The 17,283-nt window shown below is 56.0% G+C and carries 6 protein-coding genes; 3 read left to right on the top strand and 3 right to left on the bottom strand.

Going from position 1 to position 17,283, the window contains the following annotated elements:
- Positions 1-106: 106 nt before the first annotated feature.
- Entirely contained in the window at positions 107-967 is an 861-nt protein-coding gene (locus DBR47_RS22495) for a hypothetical protein (RefSeq protein WP_124454349.1), read from the top strand.
- On the opposite strand, the gene DBR47_RS22490 is transcribed toward DBR47_RS22495, so the two are convergent.
- Both DBR47_RS22490 and DBR47_RS22485 read right to left on the bottom strand, forming a co-directional pair.
- Positions 930-3,887, bottom strand: a complete 2,958-nt coding sequence (locus tag DBR47_RS22490; RefSeq protein WP_197047234.1) for a glycosyltransferase family 2 protein — start codon at positions 3,885-3,887, stop codon at positions 930-932. The genes DBR47_RS22495 and DBR47_RS22490 overlap by 38 nt on opposite strands.
- Before the next feature lie 80 nt (positions 3,888-3,967).
- Entirely contained in the window at positions 3,968-4,768 is an 801-nt protein-coding gene (locus DBR47_RS22485; protein WP_124454345.1) for a glycosyltransferase, read from the bottom strand.
- Between the two features lie 259 nt (positions 4,769-5,027).
- On the opposite strand from DBR47_RS22485, the gene DBR47_RS22480 reads away from it, so the two are divergent.
- Entirely contained in the window at positions 5,028-5,627 is a 600-nt protein-coding gene (locus tag DBR47_RS22480) for an AbiEi antitoxin N-terminal domain-containing protein (protein WP_197047232.1), read from the top strand.
- The gene (locus tag DBR47_RS22475; RefSeq protein WP_124454341.1) at positions 5,624-6,526 is read left to right on the top strand and encodes a nucleotidyl transferase AbiEii/AbiGii toxin family protein; all 903 of its coding nucleotides are present in this window, start codon (positions 5,624-5,626) and stop codon (positions 6,524-6,526) included. Before DBR47_RS22480 ends, DBR47_RS22475 begins: the two co-directional genes overlap by 4 nt.
- 198 nt (positions 6,527-6,724) lie before the next feature.
- Here the strand turns inward: DBR47_RS22475 and DBR47_RS25405 are convergent, their stop codons facing one another.
- The gene (locus DBR47_RS25405; RefSeq protein ID WP_124454339.1) at positions 6,725-17,059 is read right to left on the bottom strand and encodes a calcium-binding protein; all 10,335 of its coding nucleotides are present in this window, start codon (positions 17,057-17,059) and stop codon (positions 6,725-6,727) included.
- Between the last annotated feature and the right edge of the window lie 224 nt (positions 17,060-17,283).

The following is a 17,283-nucleotide window of genomic DNA, read 5'->3' as shown; positions in this document are numbered from 1 at the left end:
CACCTATGGAACGCATCTATCTTCCGGCATTTGTACGCCAAATCTCCACCGAAGTCTGTGCAGACAGAGATGCAGCTCGCCCAGGTACCAAAAAACACCATCGAACATGAAGTTCGCTGAAGTCGTCAACAGCCTGTTCCCGTCGGGTGAAATCTTGATTCTTGGAAATGGCGCAGCTCAATCCCCTCCACCTCGCGAGGCTGCAGTCACGCTTACATTCAACGGGCGCCAGCCATTGACCAGGACTGGCATCAACCTCGATGTACGCATGACCAAGGACGTGTTCGGCAAGCCAAAGCTAAGCGTATTTGCAAACAGCGAACGAGCAATGCCTGGCCCAATTGAGGAGCACCTCAACCAAAACCTCTCGCAACAAGCACTCGATCTTGGCTGCCTTCCCTCGACAGGCTATGCCGTTCTCCACGGCCTATGGGACGAGGCTTGCGACGTTTCAATCATTGGAATCAGATTCGACCCAAGTCTTGCTAGGCCAGGCAATCTGCCTGTACGCAAGCCGCTACCCCAAGCGTTTCACAACTGGCTTGGCGAGCGAAGGACTACGTTCCTGCGTTGGTTGAACTCACCGTGCTTGGGATGGTCCTGGCCATTGGTCAAAGCAGGCGTCCGCGATGACGCCGAGCTTCCCCTATTGGCTGGAAAGCGACTAATCGATCTTGCTGAAGTGGCTGGTTATTTGGAGGCGGCAGCACACTCCGGGTCACTTGCCCCAATTCAACGCATCTCTCAATTTGCCATTCAGACCGGGCCTGAACTTTTGAGACCGTCAGAACTCAACCGCAAGTTGGAAGCGATGTTCCAGCTAGATCGAGAGCAAAGCGATACGCGCAATTGGTGGCTCTACGATGCGCAAGCATCTGCCCTAATCGAGCAGATTGCCCACAGCATCAGAAGCGCTCAACAGTTCGCCTTCAGCCGAGCGCTTGAGTCGCAAGTGAAGGCTGCGTAAACAACCAGGTTTTCATGGCCTGCTCTCTTTCTTTCCGCTCGGCGGAGTAGGGCAATCGTTGATGCCAATAAAGGTAAGGCCCATCAAGCCAAGTGGGCTTTTCCGCCAACTCAGCCATCGGCACCATGGTCAGAAAATCTGATAGGCACCAAGCGTCAGGCGCGCTCTCCCATGCACTGGAGGGCACCCGCTCGAAGAGTGACTTGCGGAACGCTCGTAAATGACTCCAAACATTGCCACCTCCTCGCTGGCGAGGTTGGGCGTAGTCAACCCTGTATTGGGCCAAGGGCTTTTCTGGCCTAAACATGGGTGCGTTAATCAGATCAGCCCCCGCTTGCCAAGCCTCCCGGAGCATTTTGACCACGTCAACATGCATCAGCGCATCATCCTGATCCAAGACCACCATCAAGGACTCAGGGCGCGGGCAGATCGTCAAGACCGCCTCATTGAAATTAGCCATGTAGCCGGCCTGAGCGGTTCGCCTGATCAACGTAACGCGATCTTTCAGCGGGCCAATGCGCTGGGGTAATTCAGCCGCGGCGAGAGCAGAGCCTCCGTCCTCGATGAATACGACACCGAAGTCTTGGCAAGATTGGCTTGCCAAAGATGCAAAGCAGCGTTCCAGCTTATTAGAGGGGGTGTCCCGCCCAAAAAGCAAGAAGACGATGTCTTCAAAGCGCGGCTTTCGATGCCACCTTGCAGAAGGAACCAGATCCCACGCGTCAGCCTGGCCTGCCGGAATACAACCTTGTCCGATAAGGTCCCGCAATTGGTCCAATGTCTCAAGGTGCTTGTCTTCGTTCCTTGGATGCACGTAGAAAGTCCGGCTATCACCACCTCGCACACTGCACATACCCAGCTTGGGCTGCGCTTGTTGCAGCGCCCGGTGCCACATCCAAGACAGTCGCCCTTCGATGACCGGGTTCTCAAACGGCGCTGAGCGTTTGATTCGCTCCAAGTTCAACAGGCCACAACGAACTTCCGGCGCGAACTGGTCTGGCCTCCCCTCGTAGGGTTTGAAGCCCTGCCGGCTCTGAGGAATGTTGAAGCCCACACACCAAACCCCGGGTTCAGCGCATGCTTGTTTCATGTCCGACAGAACATCGTGGCTTGCGTCAGTTCCTCCAATGAAGACATCGACATCCATCTGCAAGACGTACGGCGTTTGAACGCGATCAAATGCCCAAACCTGAGAAGCAACTGGCGCTCCCTGAGAGGTATGGGAAAGCGTCGCATATGGTGCCGCGAACCAGCGACGGTGGACATTCCCGACTACCTTGGGGTCATTTGGTGCCAGCCAGACCTCATCTAGCACCGCATCCTGATGCAAGTGCTCTATGGAGGACAACAGTTGCGAAAGGTCACCAGCAGCGTACTGGCGAAGGTATGGCCCTTCAAACTGGTCGACAAGAAGAACCGTCTTTGCGAATCGAGCACGAAGTCGAAGTTCACCAACCAAATGCCGAACCTGACTATCAATCGTCATGGCATCTTGCGGGCAGCATTTGATCAATAACGTGACATCCCGGTGGTCAGCCGGGGCGTACAAAGTTTCTGTGCTGAAACCGCTGAGATCGCAGTCAGGATGCAAAGCAAAAACAAGTTCACCGTAAAAGGCTTCGAATCCCGGGAGTGCCCGAAATACATCAGCCTCCCGAGCAATCGTCTTACGTCTTGCCAACTCATGATCCGACCAGCCCAACTCACCAATTGCAAACAAGCGTGCCGCGCAATCCAAGAATCTTGAAGCAGTCAGTTTGACGATGTCGCGCCCGATGTCGATGTACTGCAGTTCGCCGGAAAGGGTCAGTCTCAAGTTGTCACGCTTGACATTGCTGGTGACCACGCCTGCTCGATACAGCTTCTGCAGAAATTGACGCGTGAGCATCGGGAGCCATCGTTGCGGAAGTTCCGCCAGAGGCTCTGGGCACAAAAGTATTCGAGCGCCTGGCCCATCGTCGGCATGCGGCTCAAATGAGATAACCGCATCACCTGCAAGATCCGCTAGCCGCTTGATATCGACCAACTCCGGCATAGTTACGGCATAGGGATAGAAGCGTTTGTAAACAAGCGATGCTTGGCGCCACACCACGCCCTCTTGCCCCCACCCCAACAGTTTGGCGCCTGGCGCCTGATGCGTTTGGTACCAGACATCGGCCGCACTTGCCAGCGCCAGTCGCGACTTTGTCCAAGCCTCTGACTGCTTATTGGCAAGCGTTGCAGCACCACCGAGGGAATAAACGGCATAGACGGGATCAGCGACAACACAGCCGTCGTGCGGATGGTGCATGAGCAACCCAGCCACCAACCAGTGATCTTCCGCACTGACCGAACTGGGATACCGAATGCCGGATTGGGTTCTCAGCACCAGGTTGCAGGAAGGCAATTCGTTGGGAACTTCATGGCGACAAAACGCTTGTATGAAAGCATTCAACCGCCCCCGATCCAAAAGCGTCGCCGAACTCGCGACGTTGACGCCCGAAAGCACTACGCCATCCACTGACAAGCTGTTGCTACCCACCACGTACTTGCTGCCGTAGGTATGGCCAGCTTCAATCATGGCCCGCAAACTTACTTGAGTTGCAAACCGATCATCTGCATCCATTCGCGCCACCCATCTGGCGTTCGGGAAGTGCTGATCCACCAAGTCAAGTAACCCGTTTCTAGCCTGAGCAGGTGACCCAAATGCTCCCGCGGCGATCACGATTCTCGGATCTGCCAACAATTCGGGGCTCAAAGAGTTCATCCACCCCTCGTCAGAACTGTCATCGAGCACCAAGCAGAAAACGCCAAATGGAGCTTCCTGAGCAAGTGCAGACTCCAGAGCAACTCGAAGCTCCTCTGGATGGTTGCGATGGGTCACCCCAACCACGACCTCAGCGTGCAAAGCCAGGTCCATTGGTGCCTTGATGAAGTGCATGTTCCGATGCGTCAGCCTGACCGCAGGCCGGGTTGGCTCAGACCAGTCACGAGAGTGAGATTGACTGCCCAATGCCATCGCTAAAAAACCTCCACGCCGAACAAGTCTCGAGCTCGTGCCTTGAACTTGGCCCGGATTTCAGGTGTCATCAAGTCGCCATGCATCGCAAGGAAGCGAATGAGCCCATCTCGCTTCTCGGCACTACCAGGGCGCGACAGCGCGTCGCCCTTTGTGTTGATATGCCAAGTCGCCGTCATTCGATGAGTGAATGCCACGTTCAAAGCTGGAAGACTCAACAGCCGAACAGCCAGATCCCTGTCATTGGTGCTCGGCAGCCCATCGGTAAAGCCTCCGACCCTCAACAAGGCCTCAAGACTCACGAAGGTATTGCTGCCCTGCCAACCTGGGTTGCCGGCGAGAAAGTCATCTCTGCGAACTGAAGCCAGCGGCTCTCTAGGTAACTCGACGCCATCCTTCTTGACTCGAAGTCCGGACAGCACAACGTCGGCTGTTCCGTCGCCACTGGCCAGTTCACAACGGGCCAAATGGTCATCGTCCCATTCGTCATCATCATCGAGAACGGCCACATAACCTGTGAAGCCTTGCGCCTGAAGCCATGCAAGTCCGGTGTTCCAAGTACCTGCCGCACCAGGGCTTCCTTGATTCCGAAGGATGGTCAGCGACAAGTCCGCGCAATCACGCTCAATCGCCAACAGCACCGCCGCATCTGGCATGTCTCGGTCAAATACCAGTATCAACTTATCCGAGGGCCGGCGTTGAGTCACAACGGTTGACACGGCATGAAGGAGTAGTTCAGGGCACTTTGGCCGAGAGGCAATCAAAGTCGCAATCGATCTTCGAGGCTCTACCAACGTGAGCATGTGAAATGTTCTTACAGAAGTCTAGACGCGGGCACGATCCGTTCGCATAAACCAATCGTTCTTACTGCGGCGATCAAAGGCGAGTTCCCAGCATATTGATACCGCTTAGATTATGCGTTACTTACCAGTATCACTCCTCGGCCCGTGGATCCGATTGAATCTTTCGAATTGCGCGTAGGCGTTCACTCCAAGGACGATAAGTTGAAAGAAAATTCGCATTACTTGAAAATAAGTCATGCGACTATTAAACTCTGAGCACATGAGCCAGTCCGACCAAATCCTTGCCCTTGCTCGCCACCGGCGCGTGCTACGCGCCGCAGACCTGCGAGAGCACGGCTGGTCGCCACAGCTGCTGCTCAAGCTGCACCATGCCGGCAAACTGCAACGAACGGCGCGAGGCCTCTACAGCCTGCCTGATGCGGAGCTCACAGAGCACCAGACCTTGATCGAAGTATGCAAGCGCGTGCCAAAAGCCGTTCTGTGCCTGCTGAGCGCGCTGCAGTTCCACGGCATAGGCACTCAAATGCCTTATGAAGTATGGGTCGCACTACCGGAAGCCACACAGACCCCAGCGCTGGACTACCCAACACTGCGCATCGCACGCCTAAGGGGCGAAGCCTACTCAGCAGGGATCCAGACCGTGACAGAGCAAGGCTCACCAATCCGCGTCTACAGCGTCGCCAAAACCGTGACCGACTGTTTCAAGTTCCGCAACAAGATCGGCCTGGATGTAGCCCTAGAGGCGCTCAAAGATGCCTGGCGGAACCGCCTGGTCACCATGGACGAGTTGAATCACTTCGCCAGAATTAATCGTGTCGAACGCGTCATGCAACCTTACCTCGAGGCAGTGATGGCATGAGCGCAAATCTATCGGCATCCATCCTCGCACGTCTGCTGGCCTTGGCCAAGCAGCGAGGCGACGATTACAGCCTTTTGCTCAACCGTTTTGGGCTGGAGCGCTTACTCGCCCGCATCAGTACCTCCCAATACGCTGACCGGTTCTTGCTCAAAGGCGCCCTGCTCTTCTCTCTTTGGTACGACACCCCACATCGCCCAACGCGGGACGCAGACCTGTTGGGATTCGGTCCTGACGACGAGCAAGATCTGATTGCTACATTCCGCGAAGTCGCTGGCATGGACTTGGCTGACGGCATCGTGTTCGACCCCGACACCGTCAAGGCAGACGCCATTCGTGAAGAGAACCCTTATGGCGGCACCCGCATCACCCTGACGGCACGGATCGGGTCCGCACGTTGCGCCCTCCAAATTGACGTTGGCTTCGGTGACGCCGTAACGCCAGGCCCTCTAACGGTGTCCTACCCCACTTTGCTCAGCGATTTCCAGTCGCCCTCGCTGCGGGTCTATCCGGTCTACACCGTGATCGCAGAAAAGTACCAAGCCATGGTGATGCTCGGTCAGGCCAATACTCGCATGAAGGACTTCTTCGACATCGCCGTCATTGCAAGGCGTACAGAGCTGGACAGCGCGACGCTTGCCAAAGCCATCACCGCCACATTTTCTCGGCGCCAGACCGTACTGCCAGCCGAGCGTCCACTGGCCCTAACCAAGCAATTCAGCGAAGACGCGGCCAAGCTGCGCCAATGGCAAGCCTTCCTGAACAAAAATCGCATTGAGGCGGCAACACTCGGCGACACAGTCACTCTCCTAGACACACTGCTAAGGCTACCGACGGAAACTGCCATCACACGTAGTCGAGCGACTGCGACTTGGCATCCGAGCTTTCTGCGGTGGACATGAATGAAAGACGTGGCGCTTGAAAACTCAGCGCCCATCTAGAAACAAATAGCAAGCCACCTCCAAAGTTCGAAAGCGAGTTGCTTCGATGGGAGGCCAACATCCTCAGCAGGTCGATGCGCCAAAGAAACTGTTCGGAATTTTGAGACTGTGTCGGCCCGAGCGAGGTCCTAAAACGAGCCTGCCCGGCCGTCAATGAACTCAGTAGTCAGCCACAAGCACCATGCTGCCGCGACGCCAGGAAGTGTCTCGCCAAATTGCCGTTGTAGTCGATGCTGGAGCATTAAACGACGACATCGCCTGGACGAGAGAAGCGACCTGCGTATTTGTCAAGATCGCGCCATCAGAGAACTTGAAACGCTCAACGTGATACTGAGCGCCTGAAAACCAGTTCTCTATGCTCAAGACATCTGTCGTCCCGTTGATTCGCAACTCAAGCGCATTTACGTTGCGAACAAACTTCACGTCGGACTGGACTACGTTTGCACCGAGCTCTACCCAGTCCAAAACGTTCGCCGTCGAATCATTTTCATTGACCCGATCCATGCCATAGCCACGGCCAAAGCGATATCGATCCGCGCCTGTTCCACCTACAAGAGTGTCATTCCCTGCCGCCCCATCCAAAGTGTCATTGCCCGCTGAACTCGTCAAGGTGTTGGCCATGGCATTGCCTTGCAGCACGTTGTCCAGCGTATTGCCGGTTCCGTTAATTGCGGAAACCCCTGACAGCGTGAGATTTTCAACGTTCGTGCCCAGCGTATAGGTCACGACTGAATTGACTGTATCGACTCCTTCTGACGCTGCCTCGGTGACTACATCGGTGGCAACAGACACGTAGAAAGTATCGTTACCCTGGCCGCCAACCATGGTGTCGATGCCGGCGCCGCCGTCCAAAGTGTCATTACCCGCAGCGCCGGTCAGCGTGTTGTTGGCGCTGTTTCCAATCAACACGTTGTCCAGCACATTGCCTGTGCCATTGATCCTCGAACTGCCGGTCAGCGTCAGGTTCTCGACATTGGCGCCCAAAGTATGAGTAACACTGGACTGGACACTGTCAATACCTTCATTCGCATTTTCTGCGATGAGTTCGCCAGAAGCATCGACGACGAAGCTGTCATCTCCTGCTCCGCCGATCAAGGTGTCGACACCAGAACCGCCATTCAGAGTGTCGTTGCCGTCCTGCCCAACGAGGCGATTGGCTCCGCTGTTGCCAGTCAGCAAGTTAGCCATTCCGTTGCCTCCACCCCCGATACTGGCCGTTCCGGTCAACGTAAGGTTTTCAACATTAGCTGGTAATTCGTAAACAACGCTTGCCGAGACGCTATCTACTCCCTCGTTCACCCCTTCTTCAACGAAGTCACCAGCTACCAGCTCCTCGCCATTCCAGACCGGTGTCGAGTCCACCACATAGCTGTCGTCGCCGAGGCCTCCTGCCATGTAGTCATCACCAGTGCCGCCATTGAGGGTGTCGTTGCCCTCGTTACCGAAGAGATCGTCCACCCCCGCAGCACCACTTAACGAATTGTTACCTGAGTTGCCGGCTAGGAAGTTCCCCAAGCTATTGCCCGTACCATTGATATTTGCAGCGCCCGACAGAATTAAGGACTCGACGTTGCTCGGCAATGTGTAGGTGACAAAGCTCTCAACGCCATCGTTGAAACCCTCTCCCGAATTTTCGATGACAACATCGGAGGTGGAGTCGACGATATAACTGTCGTTCCCCACACCTCCAAGCATACGGTCAGCACCGACACCACCGTCCAAGGTGTCCCAGCCAGCTCCACCATTCAGCGTATCGTTCCCCCCCAAGCCAAACAATCTTTCTGCTCCCGCCCCACCCGTCAGACTATCAGCACCGTTCGTGCCAAAGATGGAGGTAAGTTGGCCAATCAGGTGTTCACGAGTCCATGTGGTCCCGTCTGCGAACCGGATAGTTGAGAACGAAGAACTTGCGAAGAGGAATCCTGCAACCAAAACGGAGTCGGTCGTGCCATTGATAGTTACGAGCATGTCTGTGCCACCGCCATTGGAAATGACGGTCACATCACTCGGCGCGATACCTGTTGCGAATTGCAACTCGTCGAAGGTGAAAGCCTCAGAAAGGGCTCCGTTTATAGTGTCCGCCCCATCGCCGCGGGCGAACTGGTAGACGTCGGCGCCCGACTGTCCATCCAGGTAATCATTGCCTGCACCTCCCTGAAGCGTGTCGCGGCCTAGGCCGCCGTAGGCGCTATCGTTGCCCTGCCCACCGCGGAGAGAATCATTTCCCTCATCACCGCTAAGGCTATCGTTGTCCGTGCCGCCATCCAGCAGATCGTTCCCGGCGCTACCGACGATGTTGTCATCACCACCTAAGCCGTAGAGCAGACAGTCACTTGAGAGTGGCGCATTTATCGAGTCGGCACTTTCTGTGCCGTACACCGAGCTGACCTGCGTGATCATCTGCGCTCGCGTGACGATCATGCCGTCGGCGAACCGGAGTTGCTCCACGCCCCCATTGGATGAATTCAGTAGATCCTTCAGGGTGATGCTGGCGCCCCCTGAACTCAGCACGATGCTGCTGCCTTGGATTTGGTAATTCATGGTTGCTCGGTCGACGCTCGCATCGAAGACGATCACATCGATATCGGCTTCGCTGTCTATCACGGTATCGTGGCCCCATCCGGCGGCGTAGTGGTAGTGGTCTGCGCCCGCACCGCCTGTCAGGGTGTCGTCGCCAGCGCCGCCCTCTAGCGTGTCCGCACCTGCGCCCCCTGATAGTGCATTGGCCGCCGCATTGCCGGTGATGCGGTTGTCCTGCGTGTTGCCGGTGCCGCCAATGACTGCATAGCCGGTGAGCTTGAGGTTCTCTAGTTCCCCACCCATCGTGAAATCGATGGTGGACTCCACGCTGTCAACGCCGCCGCCAACCAGCTCGGTGATCAGGTCACTGCCACTATCTACTACATACATGTCGTCGCCCGCACCGCCGACGAGCAGATCGTCGCCCATACCCCCGTCCAGCCGGTCATCGCCCGAGCCCCCATTGAGCACATCGTTGCCGCTCAATCCGATGAGCGTATCGTTTCCCTCGCCGCCGAAGAGGAAGTTTCGTTTGCCGTCACCGAACATCGCGTCATCGCCGCTGGTTCCCTGCTGCGTGACGGTTGCATCAGCCATGGCGGTCACTTGCTCGGCAGTCCACATGCTGCCGTCACTGAAGCGGAATTCTTCAATTTGCAGCGCAGCGTCCAGGTACCAGCGGATCGTAAGCCGGTCTCTGCTGCCGGCAAGAGTCAGATAGAGGTTGCCTTCGTCGCGAGTCACGACGACATCGGTCTCTGTGATGCCAGGCCCAAACAGCACACGGTCGTGCCCGCCGGTGCGGTCCATGTCGACGATGACATCCGAGCCCGAGCCTAGTCCGAACATGTAGGCATCGTCGCCGATCCCTCCAATCAATATGTCGTCACCGCTGCCGCCATCCAATGAATCGTTTCCGAGGTCGCCAATCAACATGTCGTCGCCGCCAAGGCCTTGCAAAAAGTCGTCGCCGGCAAGAGCTTCGATGTCATCGTGACCCGAGGTGCCGACGAGCGTCTCACCGGCGTCGCTAGCCAACACCTTGTCTGACGCCCAGAGTGCGTTGAAGCGCGCGACCAGGTCCCCGCGATTCCACACGGTGCCATCGAAGAATTCGACCGAATCCACCGTCGACTGGGACGTGAACCATCCCTTGAGTGCGATCCGGTCGCTGGTTCCGGATATCGAAAGGTAGAGATTGCGTTGCCAGTTCGGCACGCTGTCAGCATCCGCACTGATGACAATGTTGGGCGCCGATATTCCGGCACCAAATATGATCCGGTTGGCTGAGCGCGTACCGTGGACGTCACCGGTGTCGTCAATGGTGTCCTGACCAAAGCCAGCGTTGAAGACATAGGTATCCCGCCCTTCGCCGCCTCGCAGGCTGTCGTTGCCCGCCCCCCCGACCAGTGTGTCGGCGCCCTGGCCCCCGTCGATGCTGTCGAAGCCGTCCCCGCCCAGAAGGCTGTCGTCGCCGCCCATGCCGGTCAGACTGTCATTCCCACCGCCACCAAACAATGTATCGGCACCGACAAATCCGTACATGGTGTCATTGCCCGCGCCGCCACCAGTCGAAATATGCGCGCGAACGTCCTGCACCGTCCAGCGTGTTCCGTCGGCGAACAAAAAAGAGTCCAGCGGCGAATCTGGATCTGTGGGGCTGAACCAATCCGAAATGGTCAGCACGTCGGACGAGCCTTGCAGCTTCACCTGCAAGGTCCAGTAGGTGCTGCCCGTGAGGATTAGGTCCTCGGGTCGGACGCCAGCAATGAACTCGATCGTGGCATGCCCGTTTCGATAGAAGGTGTCAGTTCCGTAACCATAGCCGAACACGACGGTGTCTTGATCCTGCCAGCTGTAGATTGTGTCGTTGCCTCCCCCTCCATCGAAGCGGTTGTAGCCCGATGCTCCGTTCTCGCCCATGTAGTCGTTGCCGTCCCCCCCCAGTAGCGTGTCGTTGCCATATCCGCCGGTCAGCGTGTCGTTGCCAGCGCCCCCGCTGATGAGGTCGTCGTAGCCAGTACCCGATAGAGAGTCGTTGCCACCCGTGCCATTGGTCGGGCCGGCAGGGTTTATAGCAAGATTCCTCACGGTACCGTCCTCGAAAACCAGTCTCTCGATGCGATTTCGGTCATCCTGCGTCCACCTGATGGAATCCGTCGAGTTGGCCAGTGAGAGTGTGATCTGTGACCCGTTACTGACCACGTTCACATCAGCCACGGTTACGCCTGGCGAGAGTCGGATCGTGTCGATGCTCAGCTCGGCTACCGATGTCCCGTCCCGGTCGTAGATGACGTCTTGGCCGTCTCCGTAGCCAAACACGTACTCGTCCGCTCCAGAGCCCCCTTCGATGGTATCGTTGCCTGCACCACCAACGAGCGTATCGTTTCCTGCACTTCCGCGGATTGAATCATCGCCGCCCAGCGCTTTGATGAGGTCAGCACCCGGGGCGCCATACAGACGGTCAGCATTGTCCGTTGCTGCGACCTTGGAGTTTGCAACCAGGGTCGCAGCGTCCCACACTGTGCCGTCGGAAAAGATGACCTCAAAGGTACCCGAGACGTCGTCTTTGGACTGGAGCCATCTCCACAGTTCAATGCTGTCACCACTGGGCAGCACAAGAAAAACGCTGCTGTTATCGGAGCCACCACGGGCCAGCGTGACGCCGGCCGGAGTGCCGTTGATTCGAATCGTATTGAGCTCGGCATGTTCCCATTCGGAGCCCGATCCGGGAGGGTAGATGACATCGGAACCGTCGCCTGGGTTGAAGATGTAAGTGGTACGGCCGCCGCCATTAAGCGTGTCATTACCCAATCCCCCGATCAGCGTATCGTTTCCTCCCCAGCCGCCGAATAGATAGTCGTTGCCCGAGCCCCCATCGAGCACGTCGTTGCCGCCGCCCGCTCTCAACTGATCATCACCACCGCCTCCCGAGAGCGTGACGCTGCCGTCAACGTACAACTGGATCAAGTCGGGGCCTTCGGTTGTCACGGGCACGCTGAGGTGCGCCAGCAGTTCATTGGGGCCCCATTGCGTGCCGTCGTCAAACAGCACGACGCCACTGCGGTCCGGCGACCGGTCGAACCATGCACGGATGGTCACCGAGTCCGACCCGCCCGCAATCGCAAGGACGAGATTTTTGCCGGAGCGAGTTAGGATGATGTCAGCGGTGCCAATTGTTGGCCCCAGTAGCAGAACGTCATAGCCCGGGTCGCTGGCGAAGCTGGCGAGTTCGTCTTGACCATCGCCTCGATTGAAGAGGTAGGTATTGACGCCGCCCTCCCCGTAAAGCACATCGTTGCCAGTGCCACCGATGAACCCACCGGCAGCCCACTCCCCCCCAGAGCCACCGTATAAGTAATCGTTGCCGCCTCCTCCTGCCACCAGGTCGCCGGCGGGAGGGCCATAGCGGCCACCATCCAGCGTATCGTCACCCGCGCCACCGATCAACACGTCGCTGCCGCTGCCACCATTGAGCGAGTCGCGGCCATCGTTGCCGTAGAGCTGATCGTCGCCGTCCGCACCAGTCACCTGGTCGTTACATTCAAGGCCCGCAATGGTGTCGTTGGCGCTGCCACCCATTAGCGAGTCGTCGCCACTGCTGCCCGCCAACAGCAAAGTGCGGATGAATGTCGCGTCCCACTGCGTGCCGTCTGCGAAGTCCACGCGCTCAATGACGCGGGAGCCGTCGGCGAAGAAGCCGCTGATGGTGAGTGTTTCCAGGGTGGAGCGCAACGTGAAGATCAAGTCCTGGCCGCTGGCCGACACCTTCACGTCCGCTGGATCGACCGTGGCATCGAAGGAGACTGCGTCCAGCTCGCCGAGTTGCGGGTCGTTGACCTCGAACACCACGTCATTGCCGCTGCCACGTCCGAATCTGTAGACATCCGATCCCTGCCCCCCATACATCTCGTCATTGCCTGCACCACCATCCAAGGTGTCGTTGCCTCCCCAGCTACGAATTTCATCGTTCCCATCGCCACCTGAGATGCTGTCGCTGTTGCCCCCACCGTTGAGCGTGTCATTTCTACTTGTTCCAACGCTGGCACGATTTACAACATCGGCCAACTCCCAGACCGTGCCGTCGGCAAACGTGATTTTGGGTGGGTTTCGAAATTCAATGGGTGTCGAGAAATATCGCTGCACGATGAGCGTGTCGCCGCCATCAGTCGTCAGTATCAAATCACCGTTCGACGTGGTAGAGACGCTCAAAGCAGCCGGGGCAATACTTCCAAAAATTTCGATGCGATCATTCCCATCTGGATCGATGTTGCCGTCACCAACTATGGTGTCTCTGCCAGAGCCACGACCAAATCGATAGACATCTGAACCTGCCCCTCCATCAAGAACATCGAATCCAGCGCCGCCATCCAAAGTGTCATCGCCGTGGCCGCCACTCAAGTTGTCGTCTCCAACGCCTCCGGTGAGCAGGTCATCATTTGCCTCGCCTAAAAGCGTGTCATTTCCGTCGGACCCGACCAACGTGTCGTTGCCATTTCCGCCCTGCAACCAGTCATTGCCAGAACCGCCATCGAGGCTGTCATTGCCGTCGATGCCAAACAAGGAGTCATTGCCTCCATGACCATTAATGCGATCATTTGTATTGGTTCCTACTAACTTGTACAGAGTGACAGACGATCCAGTGGTAGGGTCGACTACATCAATTGTGCCGTCGTCATCGTCTGTGCCGTCAATATCGAAGCCCCTGGCCAGTAACTCCTGAACGGTGAGGGTGCTTCCATCTGAAAATTCAAAGCTCGCAACGGAAGAGCTGTTGAAGACATTAGTTTGATCGAATGCGCCGACATGAATGGCATCGCCATTGCCAAGATCCAAAAGCAGAGATCCGAGGCGCAACTTAATATCTGAGCTGCTCACGCCATCACCGAAGCGAATAATGTTATTTTCGCCCACTGAATCCCAGATTACATCGACCCCATCGCCCTTGTTGAAAAAGTAGATGTCATTTCCGACGCCACCCCAGATAGTGTCTGTGCCAGTACCGCCCTCAAGGTAATCGTTTCCAGAGCCTCCGCCTATCGAGTCAGCACCCTCTCCGCCAAATATGAAGTCATCTCCTGCGTATTGAACCGGCAGATCATCTTCGTCGCTATCGCCCCAGATACGGTCGTCGCCAATACCTCCAAAAATAATGTCACTGTTTCCTTGACCGATAATCCAGTCATCACCTTGCCCCCCGTCAATGACGTCGGCACCATGATCTTCCGGTAGCGCCCAAACGACCGAAGAACCATCGGGCAAACCGCCGTCGCCATAAATGATATCACTCCCGTCATCTCCGAAAATAATATCATCTTTCCCCATGCCAAAAATCAGATCCTTGTCTGATCCGCCATGCACGTAGTCAGATCCGGTGCCGGCAGCGATAAAATCATCACCCGCGCCGCCATCAATCATATTCCCGTCATCGCCATCCAATCTATTTCGTGGAGCATCCGTATAACCCTTGGGCACCCCATTCGAGTAAGTCGAATCATACCCAGCCGTCCAATTGAATCCAGTTCCGCTAGCATGCGAGTATGAATTAACCGGCTTGGTGAAGCCGACATCGTGAGGCTTTCCTAGATCTTCATCGCTCGAGCCGTAAATTTTGTCTTCACCCGAGCCACCGTTCAGCGTGTCTTTCCCGAGCCCACCTTGGATGACGTCGCTGCCTGCGCCACCCTGGATGTAGTCATTGCCTGCTCTTCCCGAAAGTGCGTCATCGCCTCCCAGACCATCTATGACATCGTCTCCCGACGCGCCGCTAATGAGGTCCAGCGCACCAACTTCTACACCATCTCTTGAATAGTTGCCGCCATCCATTACATAGGTGTCATCTGCCTCCGATACCGTGTCCTTAGTATCTATTTTCTTCTTGAAGTCACCTGTGATAGTCGCGACGGGCGCAGTTGGCGTTTCACCTTGCAGTGAAATCCCTAAACTCCCCGTCTCTGACCAGTCATTCACGAGAATTCGGTTGGTTTCTCCGGGCTTCAAGATGACGATGCTATTACCACCGTTCAGTTTTACAAAGGTATTCCCTGAAGCTTCGTCCTTATAGATATTCTCGAATTTGAATTGGGCTTCGCCGACTGTCTGCTCATCGATTTTGATGGCACCAATACCATCGCTGTCGACAATGATGTCCGTGCCGTAAGCGCCAGTAAAGGTGTAGATGTCACCGCCAGCGCCGCCGCGAAGCAGGTCATTCCCGGCGCCGCCATCGAGGATGTCATTGTCTTTTCCGCCATTCAACAGATCAACACCGTCGCCGCCTTTGAGCTCATCGTTACCCGTGCCGCCTAGCAATATGTCATTGCCATCTCCACCCGCCAATAAATCATTACCAGTATTTCCTTCTAAGTAATCATCACCACCTTCCCCAAAAATCATATCTTTTCCCGCCCCGCCGTAAATGCGGTCGTCACGCGTTTTTCCCCACAGCTCATTGTCTCTCGCGTCACCGAACTGAATTTGCTTTTCAGCTAGCCCTCCAAAGTTAAACTCAATGCCAGAAGCAAAGTCTTTGAAATGAATAGCCGGATCGCCAATGACCTTGGCTGGAACAACAGCATCATTCGGAATATCAAGTTGATTGCGAACTTGAATCGCATTTAACAACGCAGCTCTATCGCTCAGATACTCATCCGTAAAATTGGTCGCCTCACCCTTTGCATTCAGGCTATTTCTGTCGTCCTGCCAAGCTTGGTAACTATCTCGCCAAACTGGCGACTCCCACAATGCGTCCAACGCCGCCTGACCATCAGGCCCATAGGCATCGACAACGAAAGGTGCCAGCGTCTGCAACGCCACAAACGTCTCAAAATCCACCCGCGCCTTGGCTTGGTCTGCCAAATTACTCCCCACCGCCGTCACCCGAACCTTGCCCGCCAGGGACTTGAACGGATCCGAATCACTCAGCTGCTTCAGCAGCTCGTGATAACTCACCCGGGAAGCCGCGCTGTCACCCGCATCACCCACCGGAACAGCGCCCAATGCAGGCCCCCACACGGCGCGCCGCAAGGCATCCAGCACCTCTTCGAGCGAATTTGGCTTCAAGTTGCTGCCAGCCTTAACAATGTCGTTCAGCTTGGCCGTGGTAAAGCTAGAGTCCAACTTCTCCAGCACCGAGCCCAGCGCCAAAAGGTCGGTGAGCTTGTACATGGAATGGTTCGGTATGCCCGTGCCTTCCTCGTTGAACAACTCAAGGCGCTGGCCTACTTGATTGAACCAAAAGCTATTGGTCGTGACGTTAAGACCATTCACGGCGAAGGCATTGGTTTGCTCCACAGCATTGGGGAATCGACCCAAGCCGTAGCCCAGCCCAACAATCTGTTGGAGCTGATTGAAAACTGTCTCACTTCCGGGCCCAAAGCCAGCACTGTTAAATGTGGTTGTATGTGTGATATGAGCTTGAGTTCCAAACAATCGCGTGAACGCGCTAGCCAAATAGCCGCCCAAACTATGCCCGTTTACCTCAACCCGGCCGTTGATCAGGTCAGCAGCAGAAATTTCTCCTGTTCCCAACGCTGAGGGTGCAGCAGCAAACCAGGCCAAAGGGTTGAATACGCTGGCCAATTGAATTTGTTGTACCGTCTGACCAGCAGGCGTTGTGACTCTCAACCACCAGTTGACCATATCTACCAACTGATTTCCGGCAGGGCCACCAAACGTCAGATCAATGTCATTGAGCAAATCAATGCCCGGCGTTGTGCCTCGCATCGAAACGTAAACCTTGCCTGCGTAATTTGAGTTGGCAGCACCTTTCCACACCGTCGCGTCAAAACCTGAGCCCATGACACCAGGGGAGTTCACTGAGGTTAAAACGCTGAAATTCGTGGCTACAAAGTCAGCAAGCGATGGGGTGAGCCTGCCTTTCAGCGCTGTTCGAAGATCACTAGTCGGCGCAAGGTCAACATAGACTGCATCAGCAAGAAGCGCGTTGATGTAAGTATTTTCGAGAGAATTCATAGTTCGTTCCTATCAATCTTGTACCAAGACAAAACCGTATGCCTTATCTAGACGGTGATGCATCCACGGATCACAAGTGGATGGATGTATCAGCAATGGGCTAACTCCATCGGACGCGAACAGTGCCCGAACAAGCCAGCCCCCGTAACTTCTTAGCCAAACATAACTTCCTACTTCATCGCCACTGGTTGTATCTACCAAACCAATTCGTGCCCGTTCGATGC

The sequence above is a fragment of the Paucibacter sp. KBW04 genome (assembly GCF_003852425.1).
Taxonomy (GTDB): domain Bacteria; phylum Pseudomonadota; class Gammaproteobacteria; order Burkholderiales; family Burkholderiaceae_C; genus Paucibacter_A.
The sequence above is the reverse complement of the archived record's forward strand: the minus strand, read 5'-3'. Positions and strand labels throughout refer to the sequence as shown.

Coding starts and splice junctions, on each gene's coding strand:
- DBR47_RS22475 (WP_124454341.1), top strand. CDS start 5,624: ATGAGCGCAAATCTATCGGCATCCATCCTCGCACGTCTGCTGGCCTTG.
- DBR47_RS25405 (WP_124454339.1), bottom strand. CDS start 17,059: ATGAATTCTCTCGAAAATACTTACATCAACGCGCTTCTTGCTGATGCA.
- DBR47_RS22485 (WP_124454345.1), bottom strand. CDS start 4,768: ATGCTCACGTTGGTAGAGCCTCGAAGATCGATTGCGACTTTGATTGCC.
- DBR47_RS22495 (WP_124454349.1), top strand. CDS start 107: ATGAAGTTCGCTGAAGTCGTCAACAGCCTGTTCCCGTCGGGTGAAATC.
- DBR47_RS22480 (WP_197047232.1), top strand. CDS start 5,028: ATGAGCCAGTCCGACCAAATCCTTGCCCTTGCTCGCCACCGGCGCGTG.
- DBR47_RS22490 (WP_197047234.1), bottom strand. CDS start 3,887: ATGCACTTCATCAAGGCACCAATGGACCTGGCTTTGCACGCTGAGGTC.